The sequence below is a fragment of the Bradyrhizobium genosp. SA-3 genome (assembly GCF_004212635.1).
Lineage (GTDB): Bacteria > Pseudomonadota > Alphaproteobacteria > Rhizobiales > Xanthobacteraceae > Bradyrhizobium.
The window spans coordinates 33,982-50,186 of record NZ_PSRT01000027.1 but is presented as its reverse complement, the minus strand read 5'-3'; the positions used below and the strand labels follow the sequence as shown (position 1 = coordinate 50,186).

Sequence of the window (16,205 nt, the reverse complement as noted above, 5' to 3'; positions counted from 1 at the left end):
CCGACCGAATTACGGCGGATTTAACGAAGCGGCCGCGCCTGCAGCTTAACCGTTTGTGCAGCGACGGCCGCGCATAGTCCGGATCAAATCCCTTGCTCTTGCCAGGTTCATTGATCGTGACATCCTTTGGACGCGTGATTTCGGTTCGCGGATCGCTCGCCCGGGTCGGGCTTCTGGCGGAAGGCCGGATGCCGATCTCGGAGGTTCGGGCGACCGTCGGCCGTTTCGTCAGTATCCGCTGCGCCAGCTCGGTCATCGTCGCGATGATCACCGAGGTCTCCTGCGAAAACCTGTCGAGCACCGACAATTACATCGCGATCGCCTCGGTCGACCTGCTCGGCGAGATCCTCAACGCCGCAGACAAGGCCAAATTCCAGCGTGGCGTGACCAACTATCCGACCATCGGCGATGCCGTTGACCTGATCACCAGCCAGGAGCTGCGCACGATCTACGCGCCGACCGGGTCGGACCAGATCAATGTCGGCTTCCTTCAGCAGGACCGCTCGGTCGTCGCGTATGTCGATGTCGAGGAAATGCTGTCCAAGCACTTCGCCGTGCTGGGATCGACCGGCGTCGGCAAATCGACCGGCGTGTCGCTCCTGCTCAACGAGATCCTGAAGGCGCGCCCGAACCTGCGCATCTTCCTGCTCGACGTGCACAACGAATATGGCCGCTGCTTCGGCGATCGCGCGCTGGTGCTCAACCCACGAAACCTGAAGCTGCCGTTCTGGCTGTTCAACTTCGAGGAAATCGTCGACGTGCTGTTCGGCGGCCGCGCCGGCGTGCCCGAGGAGCTCGACATCCTCGCCGAGGTGATCCCGCTCGCCAAGGGCGTCTACACCCAGTACCAGAACGCCGACCGCATCGGCCTCAAGCGCATCGATCCCAAGCAGATCGGCTACACCGTCGACACGCCGGTGCCCTATCGCCTGGTCGACCTGCTGTCGCTGATCGACGAACGCATGGGCAAGCTCGAGAACCGCTCCTCGCGCATCATCTATCACAAGCTGATCTCGCGCATCGAGGCCGTCCGCAACGACCCGCGCTACGCCTTCATGTTCGACAATGCCAATGTCGGCGGCGACACCATGGCGGAGGTGATCAGCCATTTGTTCCGCCTGCCGGCTAACGGCAAGCCGATGACGGTGATGCAGCTCGCCGGCTTCCCGGCCGAGGTGATCGATTCCGTCGTCTCGGTGCTGTGCCGCATGGCCTTCGACTTCGGTCTGTGGAGCGACGGCGTCTCGCCGCTGCTGTTCGTCTGCGAGGAAGCGCACCGCTACGCCTCCGCCGACCGCAACATCGGCTTCGGGCCGACCCGCAAGGCGGTGTCGCGCATCGCCAAGGAGGGCCGCAAATACGGCGTCTATCTCGGCCTCATCACGCAGCGCCCCGCAGAGCTCGACGCCACCATCATCTCTCAGTGCAACACGCTGTTCACCATGCGTCTTGCCAACGACCGCGACCAGGCGCTGCTCCGCGCCGCAGTGTCGGACGCGGCCGCGAACCTCCTGTCCTTCGTGCCCTCGCTCGGCACCCGCGAGGTGCTGGCGTTCGGCGAAGGCGTCGCGCTGCCGACGCGGCTGCGCTTCAAGGAGGTGCCGCCGCATCAATTGCCGCGCGGCGAAGCCACCATCAGCAGCGTGCCCTCGGTCACCTCCGGTCACGACATGCATTTCGTCAGCGCTGTGCTCGAACGCTGGCGCGGCGCCACCTCGCAGCGCGACGTGCCGAACGATCCGGTGTTCTCGGCCCCTCCCGCCAAGACGATGTCCAGCCTCGAAGCCCCGATGCTGCAACCCTCGATGGGCCTCGATCCCGACCGCTTCTCGCTGCTGAAGAAGCCGTTGCGGTAAGGCCGCGCGTGTCCCGGACGCGCAGCAGCGTGCAACGCTGCTGCGCAGGGCCGGGACCCACGCCACACGCACCGCACTCCCGGAAACATGGGCCCCGGCTCTGCAGCGCACCGCTGAAGAAGCGCTGCGCTGCGTCCGGGGCACGCCCCACGAAGTATGCAGCACGTTGAGGTGGCCGTCCGCATGGACTATGTTCGCTGCCCCAAGCCAGAAAAAGCCGCGCTGTCGAACCGGCTGGCGAACTTCACGGGCATGCGACCGAACGAGGAGTTCTATCTGATGGGACGACTGCCGAAGAAGTGATCGACAGGCTATGACCGAACTCGACTGGCCCGAAATCCTGCTGCGTCTCGGCAGCGCCACGCTCGCCGGCGGCGCGATCGGCCTGAACCGCGACCTGCAAGGCAAGCCGATCGGGCTGAAGACGCTCGGCATCGTCGGGCTATCCACCGCAGCCGTCGTGCTGCTCGCCGTCGAGTTCGCCGAGCCCGGCAGGATCAACGATGCGGCAAGTCGGGTGATCCAGGGCATCCTGACGGGGATCGGCTTCCTGGGTGCCGGCGTCATTGTCCACGAGAGCAAAGGTTTTCGCGTGAGCGGCCTGACCAGTGCGGCCTGCACGTTCCTCGCCGCCTGCCTCGGCGTCATCTGCGGCGCCGGACAATGGAAGATCGTCGCAGCCGCGCTGGCGCTCGCCTTCGTTCTGCTGACGATCGGCCGCCGCGTCGAGCGCTGGCTGCACCGGATGCTCGGTGGCAAGGACGAGTCGCATGAAGCGGCCTCAGAGCAGAGGCCTGAACGCAGCGCTTAGGCGGGCTCCGGCTAACCTCGCGCTCTCCGCGCCGCTCAGGTCTTCCGCCGCAGGCTCCAGAGACTCCCGGCGAGCAGGACGGCGGTCACGAGCAGGATGGCGACGAAGGTCTGGATGATGGTGAAGTTCAGCGCATCCCGCGCGACGAACAGCGCCGTGATGGCTCCGGCGAGAACAAACAGAATGCGAAGGATCAGGCTCATCGTCGCGTCTCCAGGTCGGCATGATGCGGAGCCCGCGTCCCCGCATTGGACACAATGCGTGTTCGCCCCTCATGCATCGTGACGGTAGCGGCCAGCGCCAGCCAGGATTTGCGACATATCAAGGACCCGCGCGCGATCAGGACGCAGGGATTGAGAACCCGCGGATGCGGCTCGCCGCCGCTCTCCGGCGCGCAAGGCCGGAAGTGATCACGCGACCGATGCGTTGCGTGCAGCTGCGAAGCGCTATGCCGCTAGTGCTTTGCCATCAATTCGAGTGCCGGAGCAAAGCGCTCGGCAAACGTCAATGTCTTGGCGTGGTGAACTGCGGCAAACGAGGCCGAAACCCCTGCTGACGCGAGGGCGAGCAAGGCAACAGCGAAAAACAGACGGCGCATTCCTGCCTCCTGTGTGAGCCCGATTGCCCCAAAAGATGGGACGGCTCTGTTTCAAGAGCGCTTCATGCGGGCAGAAAATGACTTCGCTCAAGAGGCTGTGATGAGGTCCGGATTTGCAGTGCCGCATGCGGTACAGATGCACCCCTAATCATCGTCCGCCGGCCCGCACCAGCCGGGCAGATAGATCGCATCCTTGCTTCTAGCCGAGGACATGGCCTTCTCGAGCGCCTTGTCGAAATCGGCATCGATCACCTTGCGCGCGAGTTTTCGGCGCAGATAGTCGGCCCACAGGAATTCGGAGAATGGCGTCGTATCCTTGGCGAAGCCGCCGATGCGGCGGAGCTCGCCGGCGAGGCTGCGGAAGGGGTCATCCTTGAGGTCAGCCACCGATTTCGGCAGGTCGCGGAACGGCCGCCTTTCACCCTTGGCGTCGTATGGATAGACCCAGCGCTTGTTGTCCATGACGCCCCAGAAGGCCTCGCGCTCGACCATTCTGAGGTCGCCAACGACAGTCACCAGCACCTCCTTGATGCCCTCGTCATGCAGCGCGCGGCCGAGATGATGATGGTCGATCACGTAGTAGCGCAGGTCCGGGCCGTAGACGACGGGGATCATGTGCTTGCCGAGCAGGTCGGCCTGCTTCTTGCTGTCGTGCTGGCGCCAGCGCTTGCGCTTCTCCTTGACCTCGCGCATGCCGACCGTCATCTGCGTCGGCCGAAGCGACAGGATCGGGACCGGATGCACTCTCGGCTCGCGCGTATTGGTCATGATCGAACGGTCCCTTACATGGCTGCAATTGGTGGAAACAGGTTCCCTGGACTATGCCATGGTCCGAGGGGAGGCAAAATGCGTTGGGCTGCAGGCGGAGATCACAAGCAGATGCGGACGCAGGCTTGAGCTCCGCGGCCGTTGTTGCAACGCAATCCGCGCATTCCTGACCGCGTCACGGCCGGCTTTTTGACGGCGCCATGCAGAATAGTGCGAACAGGAAATGCAGCTACGCGTTGAGAAGATTTTCTGCAACAGGTTCGTCACGTGTGCTATCTAAAAAATCGCTGCTTCGGAGTGATCCCCGCCCCATGACAACCCAGCGGCCCATAAGCTCTGATGACGAGCACCGGGTGCTCCAGTTCAGGCCGCGCACCTCGCCTTCCCCGATGGTTCGCCGGGGCAACGGCACCGTGCAGCAATTGCGCGCGGCGCCCGAGCCGCTCGACCTGACCCGCTACGAGCAGCCCCGCACCGAACCGGACGATTTCCGCCACCGCATGCTCGCCAATATCGCGGCGCTCGCCTTCACCATCGCGCTGACCGCGATCGGGATCTGGCTCGCCGTGAGCATCGCCGACCTGCGCCGGACCCAGGATTGCGTGCTGATGGGCCGCCGCGACTGCGTCAAGATCACGACGCCGCATATTTAGGCCCGGCGGACGGGCTGTGGCGGGCATCCCCAGGCCTGTCTGCTCGCCTGCCCGGCTCCATTGAACTCAAGGCGGCGCTCCGATATACGGGCTTTCGACCCGGCCAGAGGGGGGTTTGAGGGCGTCATCAGGGGCGCGATGCCCACCCACCGCGCCACTCTGGAAATCTGACAAATACCTGCAATATATCAAAGGCTTAGTGATGTCTTCCACATTCGATCAGGTCGCCACGATCATCGCTGAAACCTGCGACATCCCGCGCGACACGATCACGCCGGATAGTCATGCCATCGATGATCTCGGCATCGACAGCCTCGATTTCCTTGATATCGCCTTCGCGATCGACAAGCAGTTCGGCATCAAGCTGCCGCTGGAAAAGTGGACCCAGGAGGTCAACGACGGCAAGGCGACCACTGAGCAGTATTTCGTGCTGAAGAACCTGTGCGCGCGCATCGACGAGCTCGTCGCGGCCAAGGGCGCGAGCGCCTAAGCGCGCGGCCATGCAACTCGAATACTTCCACATGATCGATCGTATCGTCGACCTCAAGGTCGACGAGAAGACGATCGTCGTCGAGGCCCAAGTCCCGAAGGAGAGCACCGTCTTCGAGGGGCACTTCCCGGGCTATCCCTTGATGCCCGGCGTGCTCCTGATCGAATCGATGGCGCAAGCCTCCGGCTGGCTTCAGCTCGGCGTGTTCAAGTTCGAACGCATGCCGATCCTGGCCGCCGTGAAGGAGGCCAAGGTCCGCGGTTCGGTCTACCCGGGCGATCTCATGAGCATCGAAGCGAGCCTTACCCATGAAGGCTCGGGCTATGCCATGACCGAAGCCAAGATCAGGGTCGGCGGCAAGCTGCGCGCAAACTCGGCACTCACCTTCACGCTGATCCCCTTCCCCAATGCGGATATGCGCGGCTACATGGACGCATTCGCCAAGCGCATCGGCTTTCCGCAACAGGCCGTATCGCCATGACTGAGACTGCTTCGAAGCCCGCCCAGACGGAAGTCTGGATCACCGGCATTGGCCTTGCCACCTCGCTCGGCGAGGGGCTCGACGCCAACTGGGCCGCGCTCCAGGAGAAGCGCATCAATGTCGACGAGAAGGGCTTTGCGCCCTACATCGTGCATCCCTTGATGCCGGTCTCTTTCGACAGCCAGATTCCGAAGAAGGGCGACCAGCGCCAGATGGAAGCCTGGCAGCGTATCGGCACCTATGCCGCGGGCCTTGCGCTCGACTCCGCCGGGATCAAGGGCAACAAGGACATCCTGTCGAAGATCGACATGGTGATCGCCGCAGGCGGCGGCGAGCGCGACCTCAACGTCGACACCGGCGTGCTTACGGCCGAGGCCAAGGGCGCCAACGCGCCCGGCTTCCTCAACGAGCGGCTGATGAGCGATCTGCGCCCCACCCTGTTCCTGGCCCAGCTTTCCAACCTGCTGGCCGGCAACATCGCCATCGTCCATGGTCTCGGCGGCACCTCGCGCACCTTCATGGGTGAAGAGGTCGCCGGCGCCGACGCCGCCCGCATTGCGCTCGCGCGCATTGCCTCGGGCGAGAGCGACATCGCGCTGGTCGGCGGCTCGCACAATGGCGAGCGCAAGGACCTGCTGGTTCTCTACGCATTCGGCGACTTCAACCTGAAGGACAAGTTCGCGCCCGTCTGGGCACGCAAGGAGCATCCCGGCTTCGCGCTCGGTTCGGCCGGCGCCTTTCTGGTGCTCGAATCACGGGCGCATGCAGAGGCGCGCGGCGCCAAGCCGTTCGCAAAGCTGTCGAGCGTCGTTGCCGACCTCGCCCGGCGCAAGCAGGGTGGCGACATGACTGCGACACTGGAGAAGCTTTGGGAAAAGCTGCCCAAGCGCGCGGGCAAGGGCGCGATCATATCAGGCGCGACCGGCGCCGAGCCCGCGACCTCGGAAGAGCGCAGCTTCCTGAAGAACCATGCCGAGCTCCCGGTGCGCTCGACCGGCACGATGTTCGGCCACACCATGGAGACGCAATTCCCGCTCGGCATTGCCCTCGCCGCACTGTCGATCTCGCGCGGCGCGCTGTTCCCGCCGAATGATTCCACGGGGACCGAGATTGAAATGCGGGGCGCACCCACCCAGATCGTGGTGGTAGGGGCCGGACACTGGCGCGGCGAAGGCATGGCGCTGGTCGAGGCAGTGAGCTAGCTGAAGCGGGGATCGACATGACTGCACCACGCGACAAATTCGGGCGTCCCGTCGTCGTCGTCACCGGCATGGGCATCATGACCTCGCTCGGCGCCGGCAAGGCCGACAATTGGGCGAAGCTGGTCGCCGGCGAATCCGGTATTCGCACCATCACGCGCTTTCCGATCGACGGCCTCAGGACCACGATGGCCGGTACCGTGGATTTCGTCAGCGTCGATCCGTTCTCCTCCACCGCCCTCTCCGAGCGGATGGCCGAGCTGGTGACGCAGGAAGCGCTCGAGCAGGCCGGCATCGGCGCCAAGGCGGATTTCCCTGGTCCCCTCTTCCTCGCGGTTGCGCCGGTCGAGGTCGAATGGCCGCAGCGTCGCGAACTCGGTCGCGCCGTCGGCCAGCTCGACATCACCTATGACGATTTGCTGCGCATTTCCGGCGGCGGCAAGTACAGCGCCTACCATCATCGCTTCATGTTCGGCTCTGTCGCCGCGCATCTCGCCGAGACGTTCGGCACCAAGGGCTCGCCGATCTCGCTGTCGACGGCGTGCGCCTCGGGCGCGACCTCGATCCAGCTCGGCGTCGAGGCGATCCGCCGCGGCGAGACAGACGCCGCGCTGTGCGTCGCGACCGACGGTACCGTGAACCCGGAAGCGCTGGTGCGCTTCTCGCTGCTTTCTGCGCTGTCGACCCAGAACGATCCGCCGCAGGCGGCCTCCCGCCCCTTCTCCAAGAACCGCGATGGTTTTGTGATGGCGGAAGGGGCCGGCGCGCTGGTGCTCGAAAGCTACGAGGCGGCGACTGCGCGCGGCGCAAAGATCCTCGGCGTGATCGCCGGCTGCGGCGAGCTCACTGATTCCTTCCATCGCACCCGCTCCTCGCCCGACGGCAAGCCGATCATCGGCTGCATGAACAAGACGCTGGCCGATGCCGGCATGACGCCGGACCAGATCGACCACATCAACGCGCACGGCACCTCGACACCCGAGAACGACAAGATGGAGTTCAACACGACATCGGCCGTGTTCGGCGAGCTCGCGCAGAAGATTCCAGTCACCTCCAACAAGTCGATGGTCGGCCACACGATCTCGGCTGCCGGCGCGGTCGAGGCGATCTTCTCGCTGCTCACGCTCGAGCATCAGCGCATCCCGCCGACGATCAACTACGAGACCCCGGATCCGACGATCCTGTTCAACGTCGTCGGCAACAAGGCGCGCGATGCCCGCGTCACTGCGGTGATGTCGAACTCGTTCGGCTTCGGCGGCCAGAACGCCTCGCTGATCCTGACTCGCGAACCGGCCTGACCGGACGCATGGCGCTGCTGACTGCGAGGACGAAAGCCCGCGCGCGGGAGGCTGCCAAATCGATCGGAGGCAGCCTGATCGGCGCCGCCACGGTCGGCCTGCTGCGCACCACGCGCTATTTCGATCCGGTCAAGACTTCGGACTTTTTCGCACGCGTCGTAAAGCTGATCGGGCCGCGCCTGCGCGAGCATCGCATCGGCCGCGCCAACCTCACTGCGGCATTTCCGGAGAAATCGCCGGAGGAGATCGAACAGATCCTGATGGGCGTCTGGGACAATCTCGGCCGCGTCGGCGCCGAGTTCGCCCATATCGACCATGTCTGGGATTATGACCGCGATCACCCTGAAAAGAGCCGGATCGAATTGTCGCCGCGCAGCATCGAGCTGTTCGACCAGATCCGCGACGACGGCAAGCCGGCGCTGATCTTCGCCGCGCATCTCGCCAACTGGGAATTGCCGGCGCTCGCCGCCGTCGCGCACGGGCTGGATACCGCGATCCTCTATCGCCGGCCGAACATCGCCTCTGCCGACCGCATCATCCAGGAGATGCGTCAGGTCAACATGGGCACGCTGATCCCTGCGGGGCGCGACGCGCCGCTGCGGCTCGCGCAGGCGCTGAAGGATGGCAAGCACGTCGCCATGCTGATCGACCAGTACCTCACCGCCGGCGTCGAGGTTACCTTCTTCGGCCGTAAAACCCGCGCCAATCCGATGCTGGCGCGCCTCTTGCGCCAGGTCGAATGCCCGATCCACGGCGTCCGCATCATCCGCCTCCCCGGCGGCCGCTTTCGCGGCGAGCTGACCGAAGAGATCAAGCCGGTCCGCGACACTGAGGGCAAGATCGACATCCAGGGCACGACCCAGGCGATCACGAGCGTGGTGGAGAGCTGGGTGCGCGAGCATCCCGAGCAGTGGCTCTGGCTGCACCGGCGGTGGCGGTAGTTGCACCGTCATTGCGAGGAGCGAAGCGACGAAGCTATCCAGAGTGCCCCCAGCAGAGAAATTCTGGATTGCTTCGCTTCGCTCGCAATGACGGACGTGTCGCTCAACGCCCCGTCTTCACCTTGGTCCAGAGCCTATTGATGATGCGCTGGGTCGCCGGCTCACGCGCCGTGATGACGAAGAGTTTTGCGAGCGTCGCCTCGTCCGGGTAGATGTTCTTGTCGTTCAGGATTTTTGGATCGACCAGCTTCTGACTGGCGAGGTTGCCGTTGGCGTAGGACAGGAAGTCCGAATTTTTGGCGGCAACGTCCGGGCGGTAGAGATAGTTGATCAGCTCGTAGGCCTCCTTGACGTTCTTGGCATCCGCGGGGATCGCGAGATTGTCGAAGAACATCTGCGCGCCTTCCTTCGGAATCGTGTAGCTGATCTCGACGCCGCTCTTTGCCTCCGCCGCGCGGGCGCGGGCCTGCATGACGTCGCCGGACCAGCCGACCACGAAGCAGATCTCGCCGGTGGCGAGCGCGCTTAAGTATTCGGAGGAGTGGAATTTGCGCACGGACGGGCGGACCTTGGCGACGGCGTCGGCGGCCTTCTCCAGGTCCGCCTGCTTGGTCGAGTTCGGGTCGAGCCCGAGATAGTTCAGCGCCGCCGGAAAGATGTCGTCGGCGGAGTCGAGCATGTGCACGCCACAGTCTTTGAATTTTGCCAGGTTCTCCGGCTTGAAGACCATGTCCCAGCTGTCGATCTTCGCATCGGGCCCGAGGATCTGCTTCACCTTGGTGACGTTGTAGCCAATGCCCGTCGTGCCCCACATGTAGTTGGCGGCGTAGTCGTTGCCGGGATCGTAGGTCGCAAGATGCTTGGTTACCATCGGCCAGGCGTTGGCCAAGTTAGGCAGCTTCGACTTGTCGAGCTTCTGGAAGATGTTGGCCTTGATCTGGCGCTGGAGGAAATAGGCCGTGGGCACCACGACGTCGTAGCCGGACTTGCCGGCCATCAGGCGCGTCTCCAGCGTCTCGTTGGCGTCGAAGGTGTCGTAGACCACCTTGATGCCTGTCTCCTTGGTGAAGGCCTCAAGGACATCCGGCGCCATGTAGTTGGACCAGTTGTAGAAGTTGACGACCCGCTCCTCGGCCTTGGCGGGAGCGGAGAGCAACGTCAGCGCTGCGGCGATTGCAAAGCCGAGGCAAAGCCTGGAGCGGCCGACGTTCGTCATCTCAAATCTACCTCTTGCGGCCGCGCACCGCGTCCGACAGCCGCTCCAACGCGGTGTCGAGCGTCTCGTCCTTCTTGGCAAAGCAGAAGCGCACCACGGAGGTCACCGGGTCCTGCTCGTAGAACGCCGACACCGGGATCGCCGCCACCTTGTAATCCCTGACGATCCGCCAGCAGAACTCGGTGTCGCTCTCGTTGAGCCCGAGCGGCGACAGGTCGACGGTGAGGAAGTAGGTGCCTTGCGACTTCAGCACGGGGAAGCCGAGGCTCTCCAGGCCCCTGGTCAGGCGATCCCTGCTCCGCGTCAGGTCCTTGCGCATCGACAGGAAGTAGTCGTCGGACTTGCCCAGGCCATAGGCGACGGCGGCCTGGAGGTTCGGCGCGGTGGTGAAGGTCAGGAACTGGTGCACCTTGGCAGCGACGCGCAAGAGCGGCGGCGCGGCGCAAACGAAGCCGATCTTCCAGCCCGTCAGCGAGAAGATCTTGCCGGCCGAGCCGACCTTGATGGTGCGCTCGCGCATGCCCGGAATGGTGATCAGCGGGATGTGCTTGTGCTCGTCGAAAGTGACGTGCTCCCAGACCTCGTCGCAGATCGCGATGACGTCGAATTCCTGGCAGTAGCGCGCCAACAGTTCGAGGTCCTCGCGCGGATACACCACCGCGGAGGGATTCAAGGGGTTGTTGAACAGCACCGCCTTGGTCTTTGAATTGAAGACGCTTTTCAGCATGTCCTCATTCAGCCGCCAGTGCGGCGGCTCGAGTCGCACGAGGCGCGGAATGCCGCCGGCCTGGCGGATGATCGGCAGATAGGAATCATAGACCGGCTGGAAGCAGACCACCTCGTCGCCGGGCTGGACCACTGCGAGGATCGCCGAGGTCAGCGCCTCGGTGCCGCCGGAGGTCACCATCACCTCGCTCATCGGGTCGAGCTTGAGCCCGTGCCAATGGCCATAATGGGTTGCGATCGCCTGGCGCAGCTCCGGCAGGCCCATCATCGAGGGGTACTGGTTGTAGCCGTTCAGCGAGGCGTCGGCCGCGGCGCGGCGGATGTCCTCGGGGCCGGGATCGTCGGGAAAGCCCTGGCCGAGATTGATAGCGGCATTGTCGCGCGCGGCCTGCGACATCGCCTCGAAGATAGTGACGGGAAGGTCGGCGAAGACCTTGTTTAGCGAAGAGCTCTTGGTCATCGGGTGGGTCAGCCACCGACCTTGCTGGGAAGACCGGCCGCCTTCCAGCCCAGCATGCCGCCGGCCAGATGCTTGTCGTAAGGCAGGCCCGCCGCCTGCGCGGCCAGCGAGGCCGTCACCGAGCGCTTGCCCGAGCGGCAGGCGAACACGACCTCCTTGCCTTGGGGATCGGGGATCGCCTTGGGATCGAAGGTTGAGAGCGGAACCACGACGCAGTAGGGATAGGCTTCGGCCTCGACCTCGTTCGGCTCACGGACATCGACGAGCAGATAGCGCCCTTCCGCGACACCCTTGGAGACCTCGTCCGGGGTCAGATCCTGTACCTGGTTTGCCACATCATCCTCCAACGTCCGCGCGCCTGCCGGGATGCCCCCGGCCGGCGGACAACCTCGCCTCTCAGCGAACGAAAATCAAGCGCTACAAAGGCTTGAGCCGCGCGGCGCAAGTTAAAGCTAAATCACAGCGACTTGAAGTGCAGGTTTCAGATGCTGGAAGCTCCTGCTTCACCTCTCGCCATTATTTCGGTGTCATTCCCCGCGAAAGCGGGGAATCCAGTACGCCGCGGCTTCTCGGTTCAATCACAAGCGTCTCTGGAATACTGGATCGCCCGGTCCAGTGCGCAAGTGCGCACAAGGCCGGGCGATGACAGCGGTGGAGACGGACGGGGCCCCAGCTCGGACGCTAGATCGTCACCTGCGTTCCGACCTCGACCACGCGGCCTGAGGGGATCTGGAAATAGTCGGTGGCATCGTTCGCCGAGCGGCTCAGCGAGATGAACAGCCGGTCCTGCCAGCGCGGCATGCCGGAATGGGCCGCCGGCTTCAGCGCCCTGCGGGACAGGAAGAACGAGGTCGACATGATGTCGAACTGCCAGCCGAGCTTGCGCGCGATCGCCAGCGCCTTGGGCACGTTGGGCGATTCCATGAAGCCGAACTTCAGCGTCACCTTGGTGAAGGTCGGTGAGATCTGCTCCAGCCTCACCCGCTCGGCCGGGTCGATCCGCGGGGTCTGCGCCGTCTCGATGGTGAGAATGACGTTCTTCTCGTGCAGCACCTTGTAGTGCTTCAGACTATGCATCAGCGCGGTCGGCGCGCTGAGCGGGTCCGAGGTCAGGAACACGGCGGTGCCGGGCACGCGCTGCGGCGGCCGCTTCTCCAGCATTGCCACGAGGTCGGCGAGCGGGAACTCGAGCTTGCGCGACTTATCGAACAGCAGCCGGCTGCCGCGCCGCCACGTGTACATCAGGATGATCATGAGCGCGCCGAGCGCCAGCGGCACCCAGCCGCCCTCGAACACCTTCAAGAGGTTCGCAGTCAGGAAGGTCAGGTCGAGGAACAAGAACGGCGCGATCAGCGCGCCGGCGGCGAGCGACGACCACCGCCACCCCTTCCAGATCACCACAAAGCCCATCATCGCGGTGACCACCATGGTGCCGGTAACGGAGATGCCGTAGGCCGACGCCAGCGCGCTGGAGGAGCGGAACAGGAGCACCAGCAGCACCACCGCGACCAGCAGCAACTGGTTGATGCGCGGAATGAAGATCTGGCCGGAGTGGGCTTCCGACGTATGGCGAATTTCGAAGCGCGGCAGCAGCCCGAGCTGGATCGCCTGGCGCGTCAGCGAATAGGCGCCGGTGATCACCGCCTGGCTCGCGATCACGGTCGCCATGGTGGCCAGCACGACCATGCTGCCGCGAACAAAACCTTGCGGGAAGAGCTGGAAGAACGGGCTGACGATCGCGCCGGGATCGCCGAGCACGAGAGCGCCCTGCCCCAGATAGTTCAGCGCCAGCGACGGCAGCACGATCGACAGCCAGGCGGTCTGGATCGGTCGCTTGCCGAAATGGCCAAGGTCGGCATAGAGCGCCTCGGCGCCGGTCACAGCCAGAAACACCGCACCCAGCGTGATGAAGCCGATGATGCCATGGTGCAGCATGAATGACACGGCGTAGAGGGGGTTCAGCGCGAGCAGCACCTGCGGCTGCTGGATAATCGGATGGATCGCCGCGGCCGCGAGGACTGCGAACCAGACGCACATGATCGGCCCGAAGAAGGCCGCAACGCGCGCCGTGCCGCGTGACTGCACGGCGAACAGACAAACCAGGATCACGACGGTCAGCGGAACGATGTAAGGCTCGAACGTCAGGGTGACGTCCTTCATGCCTTCGATCGCCGACAGCACCGAGAGCGCCGGTGTGATCACGGCATCGCCGTAGAACAGGGCGCCGGAGATGATGCCGAGCAGGACGACGGTCGCTCCGCCGGTTCCGACGGCGCGCTGGGCCAGCGCCATCAGCGCCAGCGTGCCGCCCTCGCCATTGTTGTCGGCGCGGAGCAGGATCACGACGTATTTGAGCGTCACCACGACGATGAGCGCCCACAGGATCAGCGAGAGTACGCCGAGCACCGCCGCAGGCGTCGGCACCCCCTCCACGCCTGAGGCGGCCATCACCGCCTCGCGGAATGCGTAGAGCGGGCTGGTGCCGATGTCACCATAGACCACGCCGATGCTGCCGAGCGTCAGCGCACCGAAGCCGGCTGTGGTGTGGGCGTCGCCATGCCCGTTGGCCGCCGCCGTCTCCGGGGCGGGAACTGCTACGTCACTGGTCATGGGAGAGCCCGATGGCCTCTAAATGCTTCACTGCACAACGGCGGAAGAGCGCGCGGGCTTATAGTCCTGCGCTGCCGGCATAGCCTAGCCCGATTTTGGGTCCTTACCATGCAAATTAGCATAGGTCCGCCAATTGCGGTCAAATGGTGACTTGGGTGCCGACTTCAACCACCCGCCCGGTGGGAATCTGGAAATAGTCGGTGGCGTCATTGGCAGAACGGCTCAGCGCAATGAAGAGATGGTCCTGCCAGAGCGGCATGCCCGACTGCGCCGAGGCCTTCAGCGACCTCCGCGACACGAAGAACGACGTCGACATGATGTCGAACTGCCAGCCCTGCTTGCGCGCGATCGCGAGCGCCTTGGGCACGTTCGGCTGCTCCATGAAGCCGAAGCGCAGGCGGACCTTCGAGAACTTGTCGCTGATCTTCTCCATGCGGAACCGCTCGGACAGATCGACCCGCGGCGTATGCGCGGTCTCGATGGTCAGGATCACGTTGTGCTCGTGCAGCACCTTGTTGTGCTTGAGATTGTGCAGCAGCGCGGTCGGGACGAACGAAGGATCGCTGGTCAGGAACACTGCGGTGCCCTTGACGATATGCGGCGGCCGCTTCTCCAGGCTCCGGATCAGGTCGTCCAGCGGCACCTCGATCCGGCGCGTCTTCTGGATCAGGATTCCCGAGCCGCGCCGCCAGGTCCAGATCGTCCCCGCCATGAGCACGCCGAACAGCAGCGGCACCCAGGCGCCTTCGAGCAACTTGAGCAGGTTGGCGCTGAAGAAGCTCATATCGACGACGACGAAGGGCAAGATGACGACAGCGGCGCTGGCGGCGCGCCAGTTCCACAATTTCCAGATCACGACGAAGCCCATGATGCCGTCGGCGACCATGGTGGTGGAGACGGCGATGCCATAGGCCGAAGCCAGATTGCTGGGGGTGTGGAACAACAGCACCAGCAGCATCACGCCGATCAGCAGCAGCCGGTTCACGCGCGGCAGATAGATCTGGCCGGCATGGGTCTCCGAGGTGTAGCGCACCTCGAAGCGAGGAAGCAGGCCGAGCTGCACCGCCTGATAGACCAGCGAATAGGCACCGGTGATCACGGCCTGGCTCGCGATCACGGTCGCGGCCGTCGCAAGCCCGACCAGCGGCAGCACCAGACTTTCAGGCACCATGCGATAGAAAGAATGCTCGATCGCGCTGGGATCGGACAGCACTAGCGCGCCCTGCCCGAAATAGTTGATCAAGAGCGCGGGCAGCACGAAGAACATCCAGGCCGACTGGATCGGCTTGCGGCCGAAATGCCCGAGATCGGCATAGAGCGCCTCGCCGCCGGTCACCGCCAGGAACACGGCGCCGAGTGTGACGAGGCCAATCGTGCCGTGCGACAGCACGAACTGCACCGCGTAATAGGGATTGATCGCCGCCAGCACCGAGGGATCGTCGGCGATGTGGACGGCGCCCATCACCGCAAGACAGGTGAACCAGACCACCATCACCGGCCCGAAGGCGGAGGCCACCAGCGCCGTACCCTTGCTCTGGACCGCGAACAGCAGCGCCAGGATGAGAACGGTGAGCGGCACGACATAGTGCTCGAACGCAGGGGTTGCGAGCTTGAGGCCCTCGACCGCCGAGAGCACCGAGATTGCCGGCGTGATCATGGAATCGCCGATGAACATGGAGGCGCCGACCACGCCGAGCGCGAGCAGGAACCAGCTCCGCCGCCCCCCCAGCGCGCGCTGGCCGAGCGCCATCAGCGAGAGCGTGCCGCCCTCCCCGTTGTTGTCGGCGCGCAGCAGCAGCAGGACATATTTGGCAGTGACGACGATCAGCAGCGCCCACAGGATCAGCGAGAGCACGCCGAGCACCATGACCCGTGAGACCGGCTCGCCATGGGCCGCGCCCCTGACGGCCTCGTGGAATGCGTAGAGCGGCGAGGTGCCGATGTCGCCGAAGACGACGCCGATGCTCCCGAGCGTGAGGGACCAAAAGCCCGCGGTGACCGGCCCTTCCTGGGTCTCAGTCGATGTGATGCTCGCCGTCATGAGGGTGGAAAACGCTTCGTCCCTGAATTTGATCCGGCGCCTTTTGACGCTTCCGGC

16 protein-coding genes and 1 pseudogene are annotated in these 16,205 nt (G+C 64.5%); 9 read left to right on the top strand and 8 right to left on the bottom strand.

What is annotated here, in order from left to right; genetic code table 11:
- Positions 1-116: 116 nt before the first annotated feature.
- The 3 genes and pseudogenes from CWO91_RS11825 to CWO91_RS11815 all read left to right on the top strand — a co-directional run bounded on the left by CWO91_RS11825 (position 117) and on the right by CWO91_RS11815 (position 2,667).
- Positions 117-1,856 (top strand): ATP-binding protein, encoded by a 1,740-nt coding sequence (locus tag CWO91_RS11825; RefSeq protein WP_165405373.1) that lies wholly within the window; start codon positions 117-119, stop codon positions 1,854-1,856.
- 219 nt (positions 1,857-2,075) lie between these two features.
- Positions 2,076-2,159, top strand: a pseudogene (locus CWO91_RS11820) (peroxidase-related enzyme); the annotation flags it as partial.
- Positions 2,160-2,169: 10 nt separating this feature from the next.
- Positions 2,170-2,667 (top strand): MgtC/SapB family protein, encoded by a 498-nt coding sequence (locus tag CWO91_RS11815; RefSeq protein ID WP_130213607.1) that lies wholly within the window; start codon positions 2,170-2,172, stop codon positions 2,665-2,667.
- Between the two features lie 35 nt (positions 2,668-2,702).
- On the opposite strand, the gene CWO91_RS42870 is transcribed toward CWO91_RS11815, so the two are convergent.
- The 3 genes from CWO91_RS42870 to CWO91_RS11810 form a co-directional block, all read right to left on the bottom strand.
- The gene (locus CWO91_RS42870) at positions 2,703-2,870 is read right to left on the bottom strand and encodes a hypothetical protein (protein ID WP_165405372.1); all 168 of its coding nucleotides are present in this window, start codon (positions 2,868-2,870) and stop codon (positions 2,703-2,705) included.
- A gap of 251 nt (positions 2,871-3,121) precedes the next feature.
- Positions 3,122-3,265, bottom strand: a complete 144-nt coding sequence (locus CWO91_RS42865) for a hypothetical protein (RefSeq protein ID WP_164934455.1) — start codon at positions 3,263-3,265, stop codon at positions 3,122-3,124.
- 144 nt (positions 3,266-3,409) lie between these two features.
- The gene (locus CWO91_RS11810; RefSeq protein WP_130213606.1) at positions 3,410-4,033 is read right to left on the bottom strand and encodes a ParB-like protein; all 624 of its coding nucleotides are present in this window, start codon (positions 4,031-4,033) and stop codon (positions 3,410-3,412) included.
- A 311-nt stretch (positions 4,034-4,344) separates the two neighbouring features.
- Between CWO91_RS11810 and CWO91_RS11805 the strand changes: the two genes are divergently transcribed.
- The 6 genes from CWO91_RS11805 to CWO91_RS11780 all read left to right on the top strand — a co-directional run bounded on the left by CWO91_RS11805 (position 4,345) and on the right by CWO91_RS11780 (position 9,095).
- Positions 4,345-4,686, top strand: coding sequence for a hypothetical protein (locus CWO91_RS11805; protein ID WP_130213605.1), 342 nt, complete (start codon positions 4,345-4,347; stop codon positions 4,684-4,686).
- 202 nt (positions 4,687-4,888) lie between these two features.
- Complete coding sequence (locus CWO91_RS11800; protein ID WP_007592476.1) at positions 4,889-5,176, top strand: acyl carrier protein; 288 nt, start codon at positions 4,889-4,891, stop codon at positions 5,174-5,176.
- Positions 5,177-5,186: 10 nt separating this feature from the next.
- A complete protein-coding gene (locus CWO91_RS11795; protein ID WP_130213604.1) occupies positions 5,187-5,657 on the top strand; it encodes a 3-hydroxyacyl-ACP dehydratase FabZ family protein in 471 nt (156 codons plus the stop codon).
- A complete protein-coding gene (locus CWO91_RS11790) occupies positions 5,654-6,859 on the top strand; it encodes a beta-ketoacyl-ACP synthase (RefSeq protein WP_130213603.1) in 1,206 nt (401 codons plus the stop codon). The genes CWO91_RS11795 and CWO91_RS11790 overlap by 4 nt, the downstream gene beginning before the upstream one ends.
- Positions 6,860-6,876: 17 nt before the next feature.
- Positions 6,877-8,154 (top strand): beta-ketoacyl-ACP synthase, encoded by a 1,278-nt coding sequence (locus CWO91_RS11785; protein ID WP_130213602.1) that lies wholly within the window; start codon positions 6,877-6,879, stop codon positions 8,152-8,154.
- 8 nt (positions 8,155-8,162) lie between these two features.
- Positions 8,163-9,095, top strand: coding sequence for a lipid A biosynthesis lauroyl acyltransferase (locus tag CWO91_RS11780; protein ID WP_130213601.1), 933 nt, complete (start codon positions 8,163-8,165; stop codon positions 9,093-9,095).
- A gap of 103 nt (positions 9,096-9,198) precedes the next feature.
- On the opposite strand, the gene CWO91_RS11775 is transcribed toward CWO91_RS11780, so the two are convergent.
- The 5 genes from CWO91_RS11775 to CWO91_RS11755 all read right to left on the bottom strand — a co-directional run bounded on the left by CWO91_RS11775 (position 9,199) and on the right by CWO91_RS11755 (position 16,148).
- Positions 9,199-10,311, bottom strand: a complete 1,113-nt coding sequence (locus CWO91_RS11775) for a polyamine ABC transporter substrate-binding protein (RefSeq protein WP_130213600.1) — start codon at positions 10,309-10,311, stop codon at positions 9,199-9,201.
- Between the two features lie 7 nt (positions 10,312-10,318).
- Positions 10,319-11,497 carry an aminotransferase gene (locus tag CWO91_RS11770; RefSeq protein WP_128945601.1) on the bottom strand — a complete coding sequence of 393 codons (1,179 nt, stop codon included), beginning with the start codon at positions 11,495-11,497 and terminating at the stop codon, positions 10,319-10,321.
- Between the two features lie 8 nt (positions 11,498-11,505).
- Positions 11,506-11,832 (bottom strand): rhodanese-like domain-containing protein, encoded by a 327-nt coding sequence (locus CWO91_RS11765; RefSeq protein WP_130213599.1) that lies wholly within the window; start codon positions 11,830-11,832, stop codon positions 11,506-11,508.
- Positions 11,833-12,178: 346 nt separating this feature from the next.
- Positions 12,179-14,107: a potassium transporter Kup gene (locus CWO91_RS11760; RefSeq protein WP_130213598.1), complete on the bottom strand. Its 1,929-nt coding sequence runs from the start codon at positions 14,105-14,107 to the stop codon at positions 12,179-12,181.
- A 139-nt stretch (positions 14,108-14,246) separates the two neighbouring features.
- On the bottom strand, positions 14,247-16,148 hold the full coding sequence (locus CWO91_RS11755) for a potassium transporter Kup (RefSeq protein WP_165405371.1): 1,902 nt from the start codon (positions 16,146-16,148) through the stop codon (positions 14,247-14,249).
- Positions 16,149-16,205: the final 57 nt, after the last annotated feature.